Below are 18,413 nucleotides of genomic sequence, written 5' to 3' on the forward strand. Positions count from 1 at the left end.
GAATCAGCACCCTTCGTCAAGTTGAATCGGCGCCAATTAACCTGATAGTCTCCGCGGTTGTTCTGGGTGCCTGCCGACCGTCCCGGTCTGGCAGGTTAAACGGGAAGTCCGGTTCAGTCAGCCTTGCCTGGCGAGTCCGGCACTGCCCCCGCAACGGTAGGTGGTAACGGCAGATTTTCTCATGCCACTGCGCGGCTCACGTCCTTGTTCGGGCGGGTCGCGTGGGAAGGCAATCTGCCAGAGGGCGTCATCGCCCTCCAGGCCACAAGTCCGGAGACCGGCCCTGGACAGACCCGAACACTGCGGGGCGCTGCGGTCGGGGCCGGTCATGGATAGCCCTCCTCCTTCCCTTCTGGTTGGTGCGTCCCTCTCGTTCGGCCCGCCTTCGCTGACTCCCCGTGGTCCATCCGATCACCGCGCACGGGGTGGTGCGCGCAAGGAACATCCATGCACAAATCGAATCCCCTTGTACTGGCCATGGTGTCCGGCACCCTGGTGTCGCCCAGCTTTGCAGGTCAGGCCAACCATCATCCATCTGCCGTTGTTGAACTGGATAGCATCGTCGTCCAGTCCCGAATCCCATCGAACCGCCGAATCACAGACGAGGACATTCGCAGGCACCAGCCCCTGGATGTGGCGGACATCTTCCGCTCCGAGGTCTCCGTGGATGTGGGCGGCGGCAGTCGCAATGCGCAGCGCCTTTATCTGCGGGGACTGGAGGCCAGCAATCTCAATGTGAACATCGATGGCGCCCGCGAAGGCCGCAATCTCCACCAGCATCGAGGCAGCCTCGGCGGTCTGGACCCTGATCTCATCAGGCAAGTGGAAGTGGACCCACGCCCCTCGGCCGACCAGGGTCCCGGGGCCCTGGGGGGGCGCGTGGCATTCACCACCAAGGATGCTCAGGATCTGCTCCTGCCAGACCAGCAACAGGGCGCTCGCATGAAAGCCGCGTATGCCAGCGCGGATGAGGCATGGCTGGGTTCAACCTCCCTCATGACCCGGCTGAACGAGGACTGGGGCGCCCTGGCCCATCTGCGAGCCGTGAATCGTGAGGATTACCGTATTGGCGGGGGCGAAACCATGCCCCATTCCGGTGGGCAGGACAGGGATTACCTGTTGCGGCTCAGCCGACTGCCCACACAGGGTCATGAGATCCGACTGGGTGCCCAGCGCCACACATTCACCGGCGATCATCCCTATGGGTCCCGGGGCAGCGACTTCGGCGACCCCCGCGAGGACCAGGCCCAGGATGAGGTGGTCAACGCGTGAGACAGCATCGCTGGACCTTGCAACATACCTATGACGCCCCGCGGGACTGGCTGGACTGGAACGGCCACCTTTACTTCACCGACCATCAGCTGCAGCGACTCGACAACGATACCCGAACCCGTACGCGGGAATACGGCGGCGATGCGAGGAATACCTTCCACTTTGATCACTTGGACATCCAGCACCGGCTGACCGTGGGCGTGGACTATTACCTGGAGGAAGGTCGGACGGAAGGCCCGAGCATCTCCAGTGAGTCCCGCAACCTGGGGGCATTCATCCAAAATCGCATGCACCGGGGACGCGTGTCGCTCTCCCTGGGGGCGCGATTCGACGACTTTTCCACCGAGTTCTACCAGCAAACACTGTCGGGAAGCGCTGTTTCCCCCAACGTGAGCGCGGAAGTGGAACTCCCCGCCGGCCTGACCGCCTTTGCCGGTTATGGCGAGGCGGTGAGTGGCGCCGGGATCATTCCCGTCGGCTGGATGGCCTACATCAATGAGGACACCAACCTCAACGATGGCGAACCCTTCAAGGCAGAAAAGTCCCGTCGCCGGGAGGCGGGGCTACGATACGAAGCCCGGGATGCCCTCGCCGACCGGGATCGACTGCAACTGGAACTCACCCTGTTCGACACTCGCCTGCACAACAGCGTGGACCGGGACGACCCCTGGGGGAGCCCCTTTGCCAGCCGCCCCTTCGGCTTTGAGCCACCGTTTGTGGGGACCATCCGCAACCGGGAGGATACCCTGCGCACACGCGGTTACGAGATCCGCGGAAGCTGGGGCATCGGCCGGTACGATACCCATGTCTCGTTCTTCAGTGCCGAAACCCTGGACGAGGATGGCAATCCCCAATCGGTATCGCGGCGACGGGGCGGCACCGGGGGTGATCGCTTCGTCTGGGATCATCGCTGGGCGGCCCTGGACAGCCTGACCCTGGGATACACCTTCACCTGGGTGGATGACCTCACCCAGGTGCCCGACGACGCACCACCACGTGATGGCTACAGCCTCCACGACCTGCAGGCCCAGTGGGACCCCGGCCTGGACGAGCGCCTGACCCTGTCGCTGGTGATTCACAACCTCCTGGACACCCGATATGCCCGGCATACCTCGCTGGCCGACACGGACGACGATGGTCGCATCCTCGTGCGGGATGAACCCGGCCGGGACATCCGGGTGAGCGCCACGCTGAGATTCTGACAAACCGGTATCCAGCCTGCGCCTGAATCCATTCAACCACGGAAAGCATTCCATGCAGAACGCAATGATGACTCCATGGGCACCCATGCGCGCCCTCGCCCGGGTATCGATGCTGATGGTGATCCTGATGATCCTCGTCGGCTGTGATGCCCCCACACCCGACGCCAGGCTCGACAAGGACCAGGCCACTGTCCCCATGCGTGAGATCCAGGACATGCTGGGCCGCCAGGTCAGCGTGCCCAGAGATGTGGGGCGCATCGCCACAGTGAACGTGGACGCCTTTCGCATGGTGGTGCATCTGCAGGCGGACGATCGCCTGGTGGGCATCCCCGGCGACATGTTCGGCTCCCGTTTCTCCCGGGAGAAGACCATCGAGGCGCTGGCGGTGGCCGGGGTTGAAGACATCCCGCAACTGGGAGGCGGTCAGCCCGGGTCGGACATCAATCTGGAGAAGGTGGTAAGCGTCTCCCCGGATGTCTTCTTCTACTGGGCCTTCACCCGGGGCGACTCCACCCAGGCCATGGCGGACCATGCGGATCGATTGCAGCGGCAACTGGGCGTCCCGGTGCTGGCGGTGAGCACCCTCGGCCGGGAGCGGGATCCAAAGAAGATCATGGCCGAGATCGAGCGGGCCTATGCCCTGATGGGCGTCATCCTCGACCGCGAGGCGCGTGCCGAGCAGTTGCTGGATCGCTATCGCCAGGAAGTCTCCTCCCTGCAAGCCCGCCTCCAGGGCGAAGCCGCGCCCCGTGTCTACCTGGCACACCGCACCAACCTGTTCAGCAACGTGGCCTTTTATCATCCGCTGGAACAGTTGGGTGCCCGCAACGTCGCCTCGCAGCGACGCGGTCGAGACGGCGAAATCGCCGCCGAGCAACTGCTGCACTGGAACCCCGAGCATATCTTCCTGCACACCCCTTCCCGGACCAGCCGGGTATCCCTGGACACCGTGCTGGACGATGCCCGTCTGCAGGACGTGGCCGCCATCCGCGACGGGCAGGTGCATCGCTTCAAGGGCACCTACATGGGCTGGGATCTGGCCACCGGCCTGGTGGACCTGATCCGCATGGGCAGGATCCTGTATCCCCAGGCCCTTGAGGATCTGGATGCACAAACCCTTGGCGAGGACATCCTGTACACCTTCTACGGCAAGCCCGGGCTGTATGAATCTCTTGCCCGGCAAAGCGGCTTTGAGGATCTGTAGCCATCATGGATACCGTCAATCCGGCACAGGCCATGGGTGATGCACGATCATCCGATACCATCGCCGCCTACCGGCATCAAAATCGTCGCCGTACCCTGCTCCTGGTGGCCCTGGCCCTGGGCCTGGTGGTCATCAGTCTCCATGGCCTGACCCTGGGAGCCATGGATATCCCCGTCGCACAGACTGTGCTGGCCCTGCTCGCCCCGGCCCTCCCGGGCCCACTGGTGAGCCCGGAGATCCAGAATGTGGTCTGGAACATCCGGCTGCCACGCCTGATCACCGCCATCACTGCCGGCATGGGGCTGGCGCTGGGTGGGGTGATCCTGCAGACCCTGCTGCGTAACCCCATGGCCTCCCCCTTCACCCTGGGCCTCTCTTCCGGGGCGTCTCTGGGGGCAGCGCTGGTGATCATTTTCGGTTTTTCCGCCTTTGGCCTGGTGGGCATCGTGGCCAACGCATTCCTGTTTGCCATCGGGGTTTCCCTGCTGATCCTGCTGATTGGTCAATGGAAAGGGGCCACCCCCATGAGCCTGATCCTGGCCGGGATCGCGCTCATGTACTTCTTTGGCGCCTGCACCACGCTGGTGATCTATTTCTCCGACGCCTATGCCACCCGCGAGGTGATGTTCTGGACGGTGGGCAGCCTCAGCCGGGCCAACTGGGAAAGCGCCATCCTGATCAGCGTGACGCTGTTTCTGGTGCTACCGATCTTTCTGTGGCGGGCGGTGGATCTCAACCGTCTGCTCCTGGGGGATGACACGGCCAGGAGTCTGGGCCTGCCGGTGGGGCGCCTGCGCATCCTGCTGATGCTGCTGGTCTCCCTGCTGGTGGCTGTGGTGGTGGCCTTCACGGGCGGGATCGGCTTTCTGGGCCTGGTGGCCCCGCATCTGGCCCGGCTGATGATCGGCACCGATCACCGGTTTCTGCTCCCGGCCACGGCACTGATGGGCGGACTGCTGCTGGTGGTGGCGGATCTCATCTCCTTGCACGCCTTTGCGCCGGTGGTGCTGCCGGTGGGCGTGGTCACCGCCTTTGTGGGATCGCCGTTGTTCATCTATCTGATCCTGCGCCGTCGTGCCGGAGGTGGCGCATGAGTCCGATGGATGTGCTCAGGATGGATGATGTCTCCTTCGGTTATGGGCGCGCAACGCCCACCCTGAAGAGGGTGTGTCTCCAGGTCGGCCCGGGCGAGGTGGTGGCATTGCTCGGACCCAACGGTTCGGGCAAGACCACCCTGCTCAAATGCGCCATGGGCCTGCTCAAACCGCGCGAAGGACAGATCACCTTCCATGGCCAGGATCTGCGGCGCATGCCCCGGTGGCAGGCAGCCCGGCACCTCTCTTATGTACCGCAGGCCACGGATATCGTCTATCCCATGACCGTGTTCGAGAGTGTGCTGCTCGGGCTTCGGGATACCCCCTGGTACCCGGATCAAGCGTCACTGGAAAAGGTGGAACGGGTTTTGGAGCGACTGGAACTCACCCCCCTGGCCACCAGACCCATGGATGAACTCAGCGGTGGGCAACGCCAGAAGGCCGCCATTGCCCGGGCCCTGGTGCGGGACACCCCCTATCTGCTCCTGGACGAGCCCACCAATCATCTGGACATGAAACACAAGCGCGACACCCTGGAGATCCTGCGCGAGCGGGCACGGATACAGCAACAGGGTATCCTGGTCGTACTCCACGAAATCAACATCGCCACGCAACTGGCCGATCGGATCGTGCTCTTCGACGATGGACAGGTGGTCGCTTCGGGCGCCCCTGCGGAGGTCATCACCCCTGAACACCTGCGCGCGGTGTACCAGGTGGATGTGGGGATAGCCCATCAGGATGGACTGCCGTTCGTCATGGGCTATCGCTGAGCGCATTCACCCCGACGCCATGAACGCACTCACCGGCCAGCACGGGGCCTGCCAGGCGCGGGCGATGCGCTCGGCGCCGCCCAGGCGAATGGTCTCGGTCTCGAAATCCACCACCTGACAGAAATCCGCGATGTCGGGGCGCGGAGGTTGCTGAGTGGTGCGGCCGTCGGTGAGCAGCCACAGGCCGATGGGCTGATCCGGATGGCGGCGTTTCACCTGGGCCATGAGGGCCTGTGCCCGCTGCAGACCGGCCCCCACGGGGCTGCCCCCGCCACCGGGGATGGGCGCGACCCAGACATCGCTGCACAGGGGGGCCCGGGAGGGTGGCCTCAGGATATAGGCACCCTGACCTGAAAACCCCACCACCGCCAGTTCTGCCCGCTGGGTGTACAACTGATGGGCCCAGGCGGTGATCAGCCCCTTGGCCATGGCCAGCTTGTCCTGTCTGAGCATGGAGGCGGAGCAATCGAGCACCAGACAGTACAGCATGCCGGCGCCGCCCCGGCGGGGCCGATACACCAGATGCGTCCGGTGAAGCGGTGCGGCACCCTTGTTGAGCAGCGTGCGATGCCAGTGGATGCCCCCCTCCGGGTGCCTCTGTAGACGATGCCACCGCCCCGTCCCCGGGGCGCGCCCATCCGGCAGCCGTCCGGTCGCCGGAGAGCGCGTCAGGGCTTTTTTACCGGCAGGGGCCTCACGTCCGCCAGGGGCCGGATGGGGGTGGGTTCCGGGGGCATGGCGCCCCAGTCCTGACCATCGCCGGTGCGATCGGGCTCAGTGGTTGCGGTATCCCGGGATCCATCCGGATCACCCGCAGCGCTGCCAGGTGATCGGGATGAACCAACAGCCTGCCGCGCGTCAGAGGGATCGGCGCCTGAGGATTCCGGGCCCGATGCTTCGTCGGGTGATGACGCGGAGCGGTCGCGGCGCCGGTGACCCAACACCAGGGCCTGCACCGCGTCGATGTCGGTATCGCGTATCTGCGGCGCACCTTCCAGGGCGGCATGGGCCCGGGCGGCCCGCAGCATCACCAGGTCCGCACGCACCCCTTCGACACCGGCGGCAAAACATACTTCACTCACCCGATCATGCACCGCGTCGGTGAAGGCCAGGGAGTCCAGTCGGGCGCGGGCCTGACTGAGGCGTTCCTTCAGGGCCTCCTGATCCGTAGCATGGGAGTGACTGAATCCTGCGGGATCCGCCTCGAAGGCCAGTCGGGACCGCACGATCTCCCGGCGCGTGGGGGCGTCGATCATGTCGTTCAGGCGCACCAGCAGGCCGAAGCGATCCAGGAGCTGGGGCCGCAGCTCCCCCTCCTCCGGATTCATGGTGCCCACCAGCACGAAACGCGCCTCATGCTGGTGGGAGATGCCGTCACGTTCCACACGGTTCACACCGCTCACCGACACATCCAGCAGCAGGTCCACCAGGGCATCGGGCAACAGGTTCACCTCGTCCACATAGAGCACGCCCTGGTGGGCCCGGGCCAGCAGGCCCGGCTTGAAACAGGCGTCCCCCTGCTTGAGCGCCGCCTCGATATCCAGCGAACCCTGGAGCTGTTCCTCGCTGGCCCCCAGGGGCAGGTTGACGAAACCGCCATCGGGCAGCAGTTGCGCCAGGGCTCGGGCGCTGGTGGTCTTGGCGGCGCCACGCGGCCCTTCGATGAGCACCCCACCGATCAAGGGGTCGATGGCCGCCAGCAGCAGGGCATTCTGCAGCTGGGGCACCCCCTTGAGGGCGGTGAACGGGTATTGGGTCGACAGGGCAGTCATGAGATCAGCCTTCCAGGTGTTCTTCGGTCTGCAGCAGGTGGTGTTCCAGCTGCTGGCGATAGTTGCCCGGGCTTTCCCACAGGCCTCGCTGCATGGCCTCCAGCAGGCGTTCGCACATCTCGTGCAGGGCGGCCGGGTTGTGGGCCTGTATGAAGCCGCGGGTGTCGGGGTCGTTGATGTAGGCATCGGTGACGAGGGCGTACTGATCATCCCGCACCACCCGGGCCGTGGCATCATAGGCGAACAGATATTCCACGGTGGCGGCCATCTCCGACGCCCCCTTGTAACCGTGTCGCTTGACCCCCTCAATCCACTTGGGGTTGGTGACCCGGGAGCGGATCACCCGGCTGATCTCCCACTCCAGGGTGTGCATGCGCGGGGCCTGGGGATGGCTGTGATCGCCATGGTAGATCTCGGGTTGACGACCACTGAAGTGGCGCACCGCCGCCGTCATGCCTCCCTGAAACTGGTAATAGTCGTCCGAATCCAGCAGGTCATGTTCCCGGTTATCCTGGTTCTGTACCACCAGATCGATCCCCGACAGGCGCCGGGTCAGCACCTGGGGCACGCGGGTGCCGTGGTCCTGCTGGCCGTAGGCATAGGCCCCCCAGTTGAGATAGGCCTGGGCCAGGTCTGCATCCTCCTGCCAGTGGCGGGAATCGATCAGCCCCTGCATGCCGGCGCCGTAGGCCCCAGGCTGGGCTCCAAAGACCCGGAATCCCGCCTGCCGACGGGCTGTGTCAGCCTCCATGCCCTGAGCGACCAGTGCCGCGGCCTCCCGGTGGATGCGGGCGCGGATCGGGTTCATGTCTTCCGGCTCATCCTGCGCTGCCACCGCCTGCACGGCGGCGTCGAACAGCCGCATCACATGGGCAAAGGCATCCCGGAAAAAACCCGAGACTCGCAAGGTGACATCGATGCGGGGGCGGTCCAGCACCGACAGGGGCAGGATCTCGAAATCAGTCACCCGATGACTGCCGGCGGACCAGCGCGGTCGCACACCGATCAGGGCAAAGGCCTGGGCCAGATCATCACCCCCGGTGCGCATGGTGGCGGTGCCCCAGACGGACAGGCCAACGGCACGGGGATAGTCCCCATGCTCCTGCATGTACTTCTCCACCAGCAGCGCCGCTGATTTCATGCCCAGGGTCCAGCTGGTAGCGGTGGGGATGGCGCGGGCATCCACCGAGAAGAAGTTGCGCCCGGTGGGCAGCACATCCGGACGCCCCCGGGAGGGCGCACCGCTGGGCCCGGGCGGCACGAAGCGTCCTTCAAGCCCGTCACACAGCCCCCCTAGCTCCCGCTGGCCGCAGGCGCGCAGATCCGGTCGCAGGCGCGTGTGGATGCGGTCCAGCACAGGGCGGGTTTGGTGCCAGGCGGCCTGCGCATCCGGCAGGCCGTTTTCCAGGATGGACTGCGCCAGGGTTTCCAGCCGTTCGCGGGTATCGCCGTGATGACGCCAGAGTTCGTCGGTCACGGCGGTTTGCAGCATGTCGGGCCGGGGGCCTGTCCAGGGATCGGCCCAGGTGGCATCCAGGGGATCAAACCCCGCGCCCAGATCCAGGTCACGGGCCAGGGCCCGGATCAGGCTGTCGTTGCCGTCGCGCCCGTCACCCATGGGGTAGCGAGCCAGGGCCAGCAGGGTGTCGCGCTCCTGGCGCCCCTCAGGGGATTCACCGAAGATGTGCAGACCATCGCGGATCTGGCTTTCCTTGAGCTCACACAGATAGGCGTCGGTGCGGTTGAGCAGCAATTGCTCTTCCTCCTCGGTCGCCGGCGTCTCCAGCCCCAGATCCCGATGCAGGTCCTGGGCGACGATGCTGTCCAGGATGTTTTTACGGAGCACCCCGGCGCGGCGGCGATCCAGCATCAGGGCCTCGTAGTATTCGTCCACCTGGCGCTCAAGATCGCGGGTCGGCCCGTAGTTCTCGGCCCGCGTCAGCGGCGGCATCAGGTGATCAATGATCACCGCCTGGGCACGGCGCTTGGCCTGGGTGCCCTCCCCCGGGTCGTTGACGATGAAGGGATACAGATGCGGCATGGGGCCGAAGATCAGGTCCGGCCAGCAGGTTTCACTCAGGGCGACGCTCTTGCCCGGCAACCACTCCAGGTTACCGTGCTTGCCCACGTGGATGATGGCATCACAGCCAAACTGCAGACGCAGCCAGGCGTAGAAGGCCAAGTAGTAATGCGGGGGCACCAGATCCGGATCGTGATAATTGGCCATCATGTCCAGGTGATAACCGCGGGCTGGCTGGATACCCACGAACACACCACCACAGCGCAACCCGGCAATCATGAATCGTTGCTGGCGCACCATGGGGTCCTGCTCCGGCTCGCCCCAGCGTGCCAGTACCGCCTCGCGACTGGACTCAGGCAACGCATCGAAATACCGGTGGTAGTCGGCCATGGACAGGCTTTGCCAGGCGGGACGCTGGGCCAGATGCTGGGGGTCGTTGGTCACCCCTTCGCAGAGTCGGCGCATCAGGGCATCGCCGTCATCGGGGATAGCGTCCACGGCGTAGCCCTCCCCCTTCAGGCGCCGCAGGATACCGATGACGGATGCCGGGGTATCCAGCCCCACGCCGTTACCCAGGCGACCCTCCCGGGTGGGATAGTTGGCCAGGATCAGCGCCAGGCGCTTGTCTCCATTGGAGGTGGTGCGCAGCCGGCACCAGCGCTCGGCCAGGGTGGCCACGAACGCGATCCGCTCGGCATGGGGCTGATAGTGCACCACATCGGTCTGGGTGTGCGGGCAGCGTCGTTCGAGCCCCTTGAAGCTCACCGCCCGCGAAATCACATGGCCATCCATCTCCGGCAGGGCCACCTGCATGGCGATGTCCCGGGGTTGCAACCCATGCACATCCTGCTGCCAGTTGTCCTCGTTGCCTCCCGAGAGGATCACCTGCAGCACAGGCCGATCATCTGCCAGGGCCTGTTCGCCATCCATACCCTGGGCCCGGGAGAAGGCGGTGGCATTCATGATCAGCGCCACGCCCTGTTCCCGGCATAGGCGACGCACCATCTCCAGGCAGAGCGGGTCCTTCAGGGAGACCAGGGCCATGGGCAAGGGGTTGAGACCCCGGCTCAGCAGGGCCTGACAGAGGGCATCGAACACGGCGGTGTTGCCCGCCTGCAGGTGCGAGCGATAAAACAGGACGGCCACCACCGGCGCCCCCGCCTGCCAGCGGGCCTGCCAGGCCGCCACCGTGCCCACATCCTGTTCAGGGTGATAGACACCAATGTGGGGCAGCGGCCGGGGCGGCGGGGGCTCCAGGGGCAGATCAAAAAAGGTGGCGCCCAGATAATCGTAAAAGGCACGGATGTTGGCAGGCCCGCCCTCGCGCAGATAGCGCCACAGGGTACGGCAAACAGCTGGCTCCACTGTGCTCTTCATGAGCAGGTTGCCATCCTCGGTGTTATCCCCGGAAAACATCACCAGCGGGATGCTCTTGCGTCGGCACAGGGTCCACACCTGCTCCGTGCCATAGGGCCAGTAGGATTCGCCACCCAGATGATCAATGATGATCACCCGGGCCTTTTGCAGCACCTCGTCCAGGTACAGGTCCACCGAAGCCGGTTGCCCCAGATGCAGCAGATTGGCCAGACGGACCGAAGGATGGGCGCCCCGTGCTCCCTTGTCGGGCTCGCGGGCCTGCGGGCATTGGGCCGCCAGCAAGGCCAGGGTGGTGTCCGCGGCACTGAGGATGACGATATCGGCAGGCGCCTGATCCAGACGCGTGATCACCGAGTCGTCGTCAACGAACCCGCCGGGTTGTGCCGCCAGCAGGTGCATCAGGCCGTCGCTGCCAGAACCGCCGGTTGCAGCGCCTGCTCCAGGGCATCGACCGACAAATCCTGGCCGATCACCACCAGACGGGTGCTGCGTTCTTCCTCTGTTCTCCAGGGCCGGTCAAAGTAGCTGTCGAAACGACTCCCCACCCCGTGAACCACAAGACGCATGCGCTTCTCGGGCAAGGCCGCGAAACCCTTCACGCGGAAGATGCGATGATCCCGCACCAGTTGCTGCAATTGTTCCAGCAGCCTGTCTCGATCCACCTGCGGCAGCCTCACCACCACAGAGTCGAACTGGTCATGATCATGATCGTGGTGATGATCACCGTCCCCGTGGGCGTGGTCGTGATGCCCGGCGCGCAGGTGGATATGCGCTTCCGATGCACTGCCCAGGCCCATCATCAGCGCCGGATCCACCCGGCCATGGTCGCTGGAGACGATCTTTACCTGGGGAGGGATCTCACTGCGCACCAGTTCGCTCACCCGTTCCACCGCCGCCCCGTCCACCCGATCGGTCTTGCTCAGCACGACGATATCGGCCGCCGACAACTGATCTTCAAAGAGCTCATGAAGGGTGGAGGCATGATCCAGATTAGGGTCCGAGCGGCGTTGCCGATCCACCGCCTCGGGGTTGGCGGCGAACTGCCCCTGGGCCGTGGCGGGCACATCCACCACCGTGACCACGGCATCCACGGTGCAACCGGTCTTGATCTCCGGCCAGTTGAAGGCCTGTACCAGGGGCTTGGGCAGGGCCAGGCCGGAGGTCTCGATGAGGATGTGATCGATCTCGTCCCGCCGTTCCATCAGGGCCTTCATCACCGGATAAAAGGCCTCCTGAACGGTACAGCACAGGCAACCGTTGGCCAGCTCGTAGAGGGTGCCGGCATCTTCCCCCGTCTCGTCGCAGCCAATGCCGCAGCCCTTGAGGATCTCGCCGTCCATGCCCAGTTCGCCAAACTCGTTGACGATCACGGCAATGCGCCGCCCCTGGGCATTCTCCAGGAGGTGGCGCAGCAGGGTGGTCTTGCCACTGCCCAGAAAGCCCGTGACGATGGTGGCAGGGATTTTTGATCTTGATGTCATGAAAACACTCGCTCGCGCGCCGCCCGCGCATCGATGGGATGGATGCGCCACGAGTGCAATACGCGCCACGGGCTACACCCGGCACGCCGCACCCCGCGGCACCTGGTCTTCAACAGGCCGGTCTCCGGGCTTGTGGTGGATTGTCATCGTGGGGATCTGCCTTCCCATGAGATCCGCCCCTGGGGACGGGGTCTCACAGTGGCCTGAGGGGTCCACGTTCACCACTTACCGTTGCGGGGGCAGCGCCGGAGTGATCGTCTGAGCGATGTCACCGGCTTCCCGTTTCAACCCGATGGATGGGCCGTTGAGGCCCCGGGTCACCTGCTGAAGTCTGAAGATATCCATACAAAGTTAACAGGCATCCGGCCCGGGCTCAAATCCAAGACGTGCCGGATCCTCAGGAGAGCTTGGCAGAGGCCAGGCATATCGTTATGCTTTTATTGGCATAAAAAGGGGTGAGGCGTCCCGCCTCGCACTTTTCAACATGACCGAGGAACAGCATGATTGCCCGTGCCCCCGCACTCCTCTCCACACTGATTGGACTGATGATCTCCTCCCTCACCACAGCCCTGGCGGGTGAGGACCGACCCATCGAACGGATCCTCGAGCCGCGGGCCATCACAGAGCAGATCCATTACTTTTATGGCTCACTGGAAAATCGAACCCAGGCCAACCTGGGCATGAACAATAACGTGTGTTTCGTGATCACCGACGAAGGGGTGGTGCTGATCGATAGCGGCCCCAGCCACCATGTGGCCCAACGCATTGAACAGGCTGTGGCTGACCTGACCGACCAGCCCATCACCCATGTGATCAATCTGGGCAGCCAGGATCACCGCTGGCTGGGCAATGACTACTTCCTCTCCCAAGGTGCCGAGATCCTGACCCTTGAGCGCACCGCCGCCACCCAGGCGGAGTTTGCCCGGCAGCACCTGGATCGCCTCACGGAAACCCTGGGCGCGGCGGCCATGGAAGGCACCGAGCCGCGCCCGGCCCCCTCCCCCATCGCCTCGGATCATCATGCGTTCGAGTTGGGCGGGGTGCGCTTCGAGATGGTCCATGCCGGCGATGCCCACTTCCCGGGGGACATCCTGCTGCATCTGCCCGATCAGGGTGTGGTCTTCTCCGGTGACGTGGTCTACACCGAGCGCATGCTGGGCATTCACCCATGGAGCAATCCGGTGGAACAACTCAAGGCCTTCGAGACCATGGCCTCCTGGGAGCCGGAGGTGGTGGTTCCCGGCCATGGCGAGGCCACCGACCTGGCCACCGCGCAGCGGGATACCGGTGATTACCTGGCCCTGCTGGTGCACGAGGTGGGGGAAGGCCTGGAGAACTGGGAGACACTGGATGAAGTGGTGACCCGCCTCGCGGACCTGCCTCAATTCCGCCACCTGCGCCATTACGACGATTGGCACCGGATGAATATCAATCGTACTTATCTGTTCATGGAGGCCAGTTTCTAGCGCTCGGGGCGTCTCATGCGCGGCCCATACATACAGCTGATCATATATATGGAATATCGTATTCTCGGCACGTGGACCCCAGGCTCTCCCGGCTGGCGGGTGACCTGGCGTGGTTGCGTGATTCCGGGGTGAGCGTGACCCGCTACAACCTGTCCCAGCAACCCGGAGCCTTCGTGGAAAACGCCACCATCCAGGGCATTCTGGAGAAGGATGGCGAGGACGCCCTCTCCATCACCCCAACCCCTCTCCCGCTGGTGGGAGAGGGGCTCAGAACGTGCTGTTCCCCTTGGTGGGTAAAGCTGTATCGAGAGGTCTCCTGATGAATTTTCTCCACACCCCTACCCGACATCTCTTCTTCACCGGCAAGGGCGGCGTGGGCAAGACCTCGCTGGCCTGCGCTAGTGCCCTGGCCCTGGCGGAACAGGGCAAAAGGGTCCTGCTCATCTCCACCGACCCGGCCTCCAACGTGGATCAGGCCCTGAGCCCGGTGCAGGTGAGCGATCCCGTTCTGCGGGCGCGCCAGGCCGCCGAGGGCCGATGGATCCGGGAGATCCTGGAGCAACACCATCAAAGACTCGTGGTGGAGCCCTGGAGCGAGACACACGACTGATCACACGGAGGCACTGCCCTCATCCGTATGCAAAGCTCTGGCCCCACAGGGCTGGGGGGCCGTGGGCACTGGCAGCCAGCCCACCGGGACCATGCACCGCGCCTTGCATCGCTTCTACCTGGCGCCGTATCCACCGCCGCCGGGGGTGCGGATCACGAACACGTCGTCGGTGTCCATGGCGGCCAGGTCCGTGCCGCCCAGGTCCTCGCGGCCGCCGCTGGCACGCAGGACGAACTGCTCGCCCAGGGCTCCGTCGCCGCCGCCGGCAATGCCCGCCGGCGCCTGCACGCGGCTGTTGGCCAGCACCGCCACTGTCATGGGCTCCAGAAAGCGCAGACGGCGCTCCACGCCGTGGCCGCCCTGCCACTGCCCATCGCCGCCGGACCCCTGGCGCACGGCGAAGCCCTCCAGTCGCACCAGGAAGCGGGTCTCCAGCACCTCCGGATCGGTGAGGCGGCTGTTGGTCATGTGCACGTGCACGGCACTGACGCCATGGAAGCCGTCACCGGCCCCGGCACCGCCGCACAGGGTCTCGTAGTGCTGATGGGCCTCGTTGCCGAAGGTGACGTTGTTCATGGTGCCCTGGCTGTTGGCCATCACGCCCAGGGCCGCATACAGGGTGTCGGTGACCACCTGACTCACCTCCACATTGCCGGCCACCACCGCCGCGGGATGGCGCGGACTGAGCATGGAGCCCTCCGGAATCACCAGCTCGATGGGCTCCAGACAACCATCGTTGAGCGGGATGCTATCCTGCACCAGGGTGCGCAGCACATACAGCACCGCCGCCCGGGTCACCGCCCGGGGGGCGTTGAAGTTGCTGTCCTGCTGGGGGCTGGAGCCGCTGAAGTCCACCACCGCCGTGCGTGCCTGGCGGTCCACGCGGATGGCCACCCTCACCACGGCGCCGCTGTCCAGGCGCTTTTCCCAGGTGCCGTCGCCAAGCACGTCCAGCACCCGGCGCACCTGTTCGGCGGCGTTGGCCTGGACGTGGGCCATGTAGGCATGCACCACATCCAGGCCGTACTGGCTGACCAGCCCGCGCAGTTCATTGACGCCGCGATTGTTAGCGGCGATCTGGGCGCGCAGATCACTCAGGTTCTGCGCGATGTTGCGGGCGGGGTACCGGCCGCTACCGAAGAGATCCCGCAGGGCCTGCTCCCGCCACTCGCCGGCATCGAGCACCTGCTCATTGGTGATGAGCACGCCCTCTTCGTCGATATGGCGGCTGTGGGGCGGCATGGAGCCCGGGGTGAGGCCGCCCACATCCGCATGGTGGGCGCGGCTGGCCACATGGAAGATGATCTCGTCACCGGCATCATCGAACACCGGCGTCACCATGGTGATGTCCGGCAGATGGGTTCCACCCTGGTAAGGATCATTGAGCATGAACACGTCGCCGGGCCGCATCGTGCCCCGGCGGGCATGGATGATGGCGCGCACGCTCTCGCCCATGGAGCCCAGATGCACCGGCACATGGGGCGCATTGGCCACCAGGTCGCCATCGGCGTCGAACACGGCGCATGAGAAATCCAGCCGCTCCTTGATGTTGGCGGACTGAGCAGTGTTCTGCAGCGTCACGCCCATCTGCTCGGCCACACTCATGAACAGGTTGTTGAACACCTCCAGCATCACCGGATCCGCCTCGGTGCCCACCCGGGCGGACGCGGTGGCGGCCTGCCGGTCCAGCAGCAGGTGGCCGTAGGGGTTGACGCCCAATGACCAGCCCGGCTCCACCACGATGGTGGACACCGGATCGCGGATGATGGCCGGTCCTTCGATGCGGTCCCCGGGGGCCAGGGTCTCGCGGTCGTAAACGGGCACGCTGCACCAGGCGCCCTGCATCCAGGCCTCCACCTGTCCCAGGGCCTCCAGGCCTGCACCCTCCCCCCGTGGCGGCTGCTCGGGTTCGCTGCCCAGGGCGCCATCGCCACTGATCACTTCCACCACTGCGGCGGCGATCATCACCCGCTTGTCCGGCATGGTGAAACCGAAGCGGGTGCGATGCAGAGTCTCGAAGTCTGCCCGCACCGGTTCGGCCTCGCTATGATCCACCAGCAGCGCCGTCTCGGTCCCCTTGTAGCGCAGCTGCAGCTTGTACACCGCACGTAGACCATCAGCGGCGGCGCCCTGGGCCAGGAGCTCCTTCCGGCCCTCGCCCTCGGCCCGCGCCAGGCGCGGTGCCAGTCGCTTCAGGCTGTCGGCCTGCAGCGGCTCGTCCACCGCCAGCTCCCGCAGGGTGGTGAGATCGGCCAGGCCCATGCCGTAGGCGGACAGCACCCCGGCGAAGGGGTGCACCAGCACCCGGGCCATGCCCAGGGCCTCGGCCACCCGGCAGGCATGCTGGCCGCCAGCACCGCCGAAACAGTTCAGGGTGTAGCCGGTGACGTCGTGACCCCGCTGCACGGAGATCTGCTTGATGGCATTGGCCATGTTCTCCACGGCAATGCGCAGGTAGCCCTCGGCCACCGCCTCCGGGCTGCGCTCATCTCCGGTCTCCCGGTGGATGCGTTCGGCCAGTTCCCGGAAGGCCTCGCGAGTCACTTCGGCATCCAGGGGTTCGTCGCCGTCGGGGCCGAACACGCGCGGGAAGAACGCCGGCTGCAGCCGTCCCAGCATGACGTTGCAGTCGGTCACGGTGAGCGGGCCGCCACGGCGATAACAGGCCGGCCCCGGATCCGCCCCGGCGGACTCCGGGCCCACCCGGTAGCGGCTGCCGTCAAATCCAAGGCAGGAGCCACCGCCGGCGGCCACGGTGTGGATGCGCATCATGGGCACGCGCATGCGCACGCCGCCGATCACGGTCTCGAAGCTGCGCTCGAACTCCCCGTTGTAATGGGCGACATCGGTGGACGTGCCACCCATGTCGAAGCCGATGACCTGCTCGAAACCCGCCATCATGGCGGTGCGCACGCATCCCACAATGCCACCGGCCGGCCCCGAGAGAATGGCGTCCTTGCCTTCGAACCAGCGGGCGTCGGTCAGCCCGCCGTCGCTCTTCATGAACATCAGGCGGGTGTCGCCCAGCTCCGCGGCCACCTGCTCGGCATAGCGCCTGAGAATGGGTGAGAGATAGGCGTCCACCACCGTGGTATCGCCCCGGCCCACCAGGCGCATGAGCGGGCTCACCCGATGGGACACGCTGACCTGTTCGAAACCCGCTTCCCGGGCCAGGGCGGCCACCTGTTCCTCATGCCTGGTGTAGCGGTAGCCGTGCATGAAGGCGATGGCACAGGCGGTACATCCGGCCGCCCGCGCCTCGCTCAGGGCGCTGCGCACCTGTTGCGGGTCGGGTGCAGCGAGCACCGTGCCGTCGGCGGCGATGCGCTCGTCCACTTCCACCACATGCCGATACAGCTGCTCGGGCAGCCGGATGTCCAGGGCGAAGATGTCCGGCCGGTTCTGGTAGCCAATGCGCAGGACATCGGCAAAGCCCCGGGTGGTGACGAACACCATGGACTCCCCCTTGCGCTCCAGCAAGGCGTTGGTGGCCACGGTGGTACCCATCTTCACCGACGCCAGCCGCTCGGGCGGGATGGCGTCGCCCGGCTCCAGACCCAGCAGATCGCGAATACCCTGCAGGGCCGCATCCCGGTAGCGCTCCGGGTGCTCGGATAGCAGCTTGTGCATGACCATGGTGCCGTCCGGCCGACGCCCGATCACATCGGTGAACGTGCCGCCCCGATCAATCCAGAACTGCCAGCGCTGTTCCTGCCGATGCTGCATCATTGGCTCCCCTTGTGTCGAACGACCGGAATTGTACTACTCCTTCGGCTGCGACCGAGGAAAGGCCTCCAGTGCCGCATCGATCACCTCCCGTGGATGCAGCATCTTGGTATTGAGGGGGAACGAAGTACCAGACGCAAGGTGGTCATGCCGGCCCCCTGCCCGCGCCGACCGATCCCCGTTGCCGACGACAGCGCTCGGAACAATAGCGCACCTCATCCCAGACACGGGCCCACTTGCGCCGCCAGGCAAACGGGCGGCCGCAGACCACACAGGTCTTCGTGGGCAGGTTGGGTTTGGCGTGGCTCATCCGATGCCCCTGATTCGATCCGAAAGACAGGCCCTGGCAAGACGCTCGCACCGCACCCGGCTGGGGCTCACGCTGGGTGTGCCTCACCCGGCGTGATGCATGATAGTTA

14 protein-coding genes and 2 riboswitches are annotated in these 18,413 nt (G+C 65.4%); of the genes, 8 read left to right on the forward strand and 6 right to left on the reverse strand.

All coding sequences use genetic code 11. From position 1 onward, the window contains the following. Positions 1 to 47: 47 nt before the first annotated feature. A riboswitch (cobalamin riboswitch) is annotated at positions 48 to 300 on the forward strand. A gap of 147 nt (positions 301 to 447) precedes the next feature. From LPW29_RS11140 to LPW29_RS11160, 5 genes are read left to right on the forward strand one after another with little or no spacing between them, the layout of a single operon-like run. Further along, positions 448 to 1,272 (forward strand): TonB-dependent receptor plug domain-containing protein, encoded by an 825-nt coding sequence (locus tag LPW29_RS11140; protein ID WP_238628067.1) that lies wholly within the window; start codon positions 448 to 450, stop codon positions 1,270 to 1,272. Next, positions 1,269 to 2,474 carry a TonB-dependent receptor domain-containing protein gene (locus tag LPW29_RS11145; RefSeq protein ID WP_238628068.1) on the forward strand — a complete coding sequence of 402 codons (1,206 nt, stop codon included), beginning with the start codon at positions 1,269 to 1,271 and terminating at the stop codon, positions 2,472 to 2,474. The genes LPW29_RS11140 and LPW29_RS11145 overlap by 4 nt, the downstream gene beginning before the upstream one ends. Before the next feature lie 52 nt (positions 2,475 to 2,526). Further along, positions 2,527 to 3,678 carry an ABC transporter substrate-binding protein gene (locus LPW29_RS11150; protein ID WP_238628069.1) on the forward strand — a complete coding sequence of 384 codons (1,152 nt, stop codon included), beginning with the start codon at positions 2,527 to 2,529 and terminating at the stop codon, positions 3,676 to 3,678. Between the two features lie 5 nt (positions 3,679 to 3,683). Beyond that, positions 3,684 to 4,772 carry a FecCD family ABC transporter permease gene (locus tag LPW29_RS11155; RefSeq protein ID WP_238628070.1) on the forward strand — a complete coding sequence of 363 codons (1,089 nt, stop codon included), beginning with the start codon at positions 3,684 to 3,686 and terminating at the stop codon, positions 4,770 to 4,772. After that, positions 4,769 to 5,542 carry an ABC transporter ATP-binding protein gene (locus tag LPW29_RS11160; RefSeq protein ID WP_238628071.1) on the forward strand — a complete coding sequence of 258 codons (774 nt, stop codon included), beginning with the start codon at positions 4,769 to 4,771 and terminating at the stop codon, positions 5,540 to 5,542. Before LPW29_RS11155 ends, LPW29_RS11160 begins: the two co-directional genes overlap by 4 nt. Positions 5,543 to 5,548: 6 nt before the next feature. Here LPW29_RS11160 and LPW29_RS11165 read toward each other — a convergent pair whose 3' ends face one another. The 4 genes from LPW29_RS11165 to cobW form a co-directional block, all read right to left on the reverse strand. Beyond that, positions 5,549 to 6,061: a vWA domain-containing protein gene (locus LPW29_RS11165; protein ID WP_238628072.1), complete on the reverse strand. Its 513-nt coding sequence runs from the start codon at positions 6,059 to 6,061 to the stop codon at positions 5,549 to 5,551. Positions 6,062 to 6,210: 149 nt separating this feature from the next. Next, positions 6,211 to 7,314 carry an ATP-binding protein gene (locus LPW29_RS11170; RefSeq protein ID WP_238628073.1) on the reverse strand — a complete coding sequence of 368 codons (1,104 nt, stop codon included), beginning with the start codon at positions 7,312 to 7,314 and terminating at the stop codon, positions 6,211 to 6,213. A 4-nt stretch (positions 7,315 to 7,318) separates the two neighbouring features. Further along, complete coding sequence (cobN, locus tag LPW29_RS11175) at positions 7,319 to 11,110, reverse strand: cobaltochelatase subunit CobN (RefSeq protein ID WP_238628074.1); 3,792 nt, start codon at positions 11,108 to 11,110, stop codon at positions 7,319 to 7,321. Next, the gene (gene cobW / locus LPW29_RS11180) at positions 11,110 to 12,192 is read right to left on the reverse strand and encodes a cobalamin biosynthesis protein CobW (RefSeq protein WP_238628075.1); all 1,083 of its coding nucleotides are present in this window, start codon (positions 12,190 to 12,192) and stop codon (positions 11,110 to 11,112) included. The genes cobN and cobW overlap by 1 nt, the downstream gene beginning before the upstream one ends. A 98-nt stretch (positions 12,193 to 12,290) precedes the next feature. Then, positions 12,291 to 12,532: riboswitch (cobalamin riboswitch) on the reverse strand. 160 nt (positions 12,533 to 12,692) lie between these two features. Between cobW and LPW29_RS11185 the strand changes: the two genes are divergently transcribed. The 3 genes from LPW29_RS11185 (at position 12,693) to LPW29_RS15520 (ending at position 14,268) form a co-directional block, all read left to right on the forward strand. Continuing rightward, positions 12,693 to 13,658, forward strand: coding sequence for an MBL fold metallo-hydrolase (locus LPW29_RS11185; RefSeq protein WP_370642840.1), 966 nt, complete (start codon positions 12,693 to 12,695; stop codon positions 13,656 to 13,658). A gap of 71 nt (positions 13,659 to 13,729) precedes the next feature. Beyond that, the gene (locus LPW29_RS11190) at positions 13,730 to 13,978 is read left to right on the forward strand and encodes an arsenic metallochaperone ArsD family protein (protein WP_238628076.1); all 249 of its coding nucleotides are present in this window, start codon (positions 13,730 to 13,732) and stop codon (positions 13,976 to 13,978) included. After that, positions 13,978 to 14,268, forward strand: a complete 291-nt coding sequence (locus tag LPW29_RS15520; protein ID WP_255705806.1) for an ArsA-related P-loop ATPase — start codon at positions 13,978 to 13,980, stop codon at positions 14,266 to 14,268. Before LPW29_RS11190 ends, LPW29_RS15520 begins: the two co-directional genes overlap by 1 nt. 114 nt (positions 14,269 to 14,382) lie before the next feature. Here the strand turns inward: LPW29_RS15520 and LPW29_RS11200 are convergent, their stop codons facing one another. Together LPW29_RS11200 and LPW29_RS11205 are read right to left on the reverse strand one after the other, a co-directional pair. Continuing rightward, positions 14,383 to 17,994 carry a hydantoinase B/oxoprolinase family protein gene (locus tag LPW29_RS11200; protein WP_238628077.1) on the reverse strand — a complete coding sequence of 1,204 codons (3,612 nt, stop codon included), beginning with the start codon at positions 17,992 to 17,994 and terminating at the stop codon, positions 14,383 to 14,385. A gap of 145 nt (positions 17,995 to 18,139) precedes the next feature. Beyond that, positions 18,140 to 18,413 (reverse strand): DUF2256 domain-containing protein (locus LPW29_RS11205; RefSeq protein WP_238628078.1); only part of this gene is annotated, 274 nt, incomplete at its 5' end.

It is taken from the genome of Ectothiorhodospira sp. 9100, from assembly GCF_022227565.1.
Lineage (GTDB): Bacteria > Pseudomonadota > Gammaproteobacteria > Ectothiorhodospirales > Ectothiorhodospiraceae > Ectothiorhodospira > Ectothiorhodospira marina.

Bases quoted from the DNA above. Each gene is read 5' to 3' on its own strand.
- LPW29_RS11170 (WP_238628073.1), bottom strand. From the start codon at position 7,314: ATGACTGCCCTGTCGACCCAATACCCGTTCACCGCCCTCAAGGGGGTG.
- LPW29_RS11155 (WP_238628070.1), top strand. From the start codon at position 3,684: ATGGATACCGTCAATCCGGCACAGGCCATGGGTGATGCACGATCATCC.
- LPW29_RS11185 (WP_370642840.1), top strand. From the start codon at position 12,693: ATGATTGCCCGTGCCCCCGCACTCCTCTCCACACTGATTGGACTGATG.
- LPW29_RS11160 (WP_238628071.1), top strand. From the start codon at position 4,769: ATGAGTCCGATGGATGTGCTCAGGATGGATGATGTCTCCTTCGGTTAT.
- LPW29_RS11200 (WP_238628077.1), bottom strand. From the start codon at position 17,994: ATGCAGCATCGGCAGGAACAGCGCTGGCAGTTCTGGATTGATCGGGGC.
- cobW (WP_238628075.1), bottom strand. From the start codon at position 12,192: ATGACATCAAGATCAAAAATCCCTGCCACCATCGTCACGGGCTTTCTG.
- LPW29_RS15520 (WP_255705806.1), top strand. From the start codon at position 13,978: ATGAATTTTCTCCACACCCCTACCCGACATCTCTTCTTCACCGGCAAG.
- cobN (WP_238628074.1), bottom strand. From the start codon at position 11,110: ATGCACCTGCTGGCGGCACAACCCGGCGGGTTCGTTGACGACGACTCG.
- LPW29_RS11150 (WP_238628069.1), top strand. From the start codon at position 2,527: ATGCAGAACGCAATGATGACTCCATGGGCACCCATGCGCGCCCTCGCC.
- LPW29_RS11140 (WP_238628067.1), top strand. From the start codon at position 448: ATGCACAAATCGAATCCCCTTGTACTGGCCATGGTGTCCGGCACCCTG.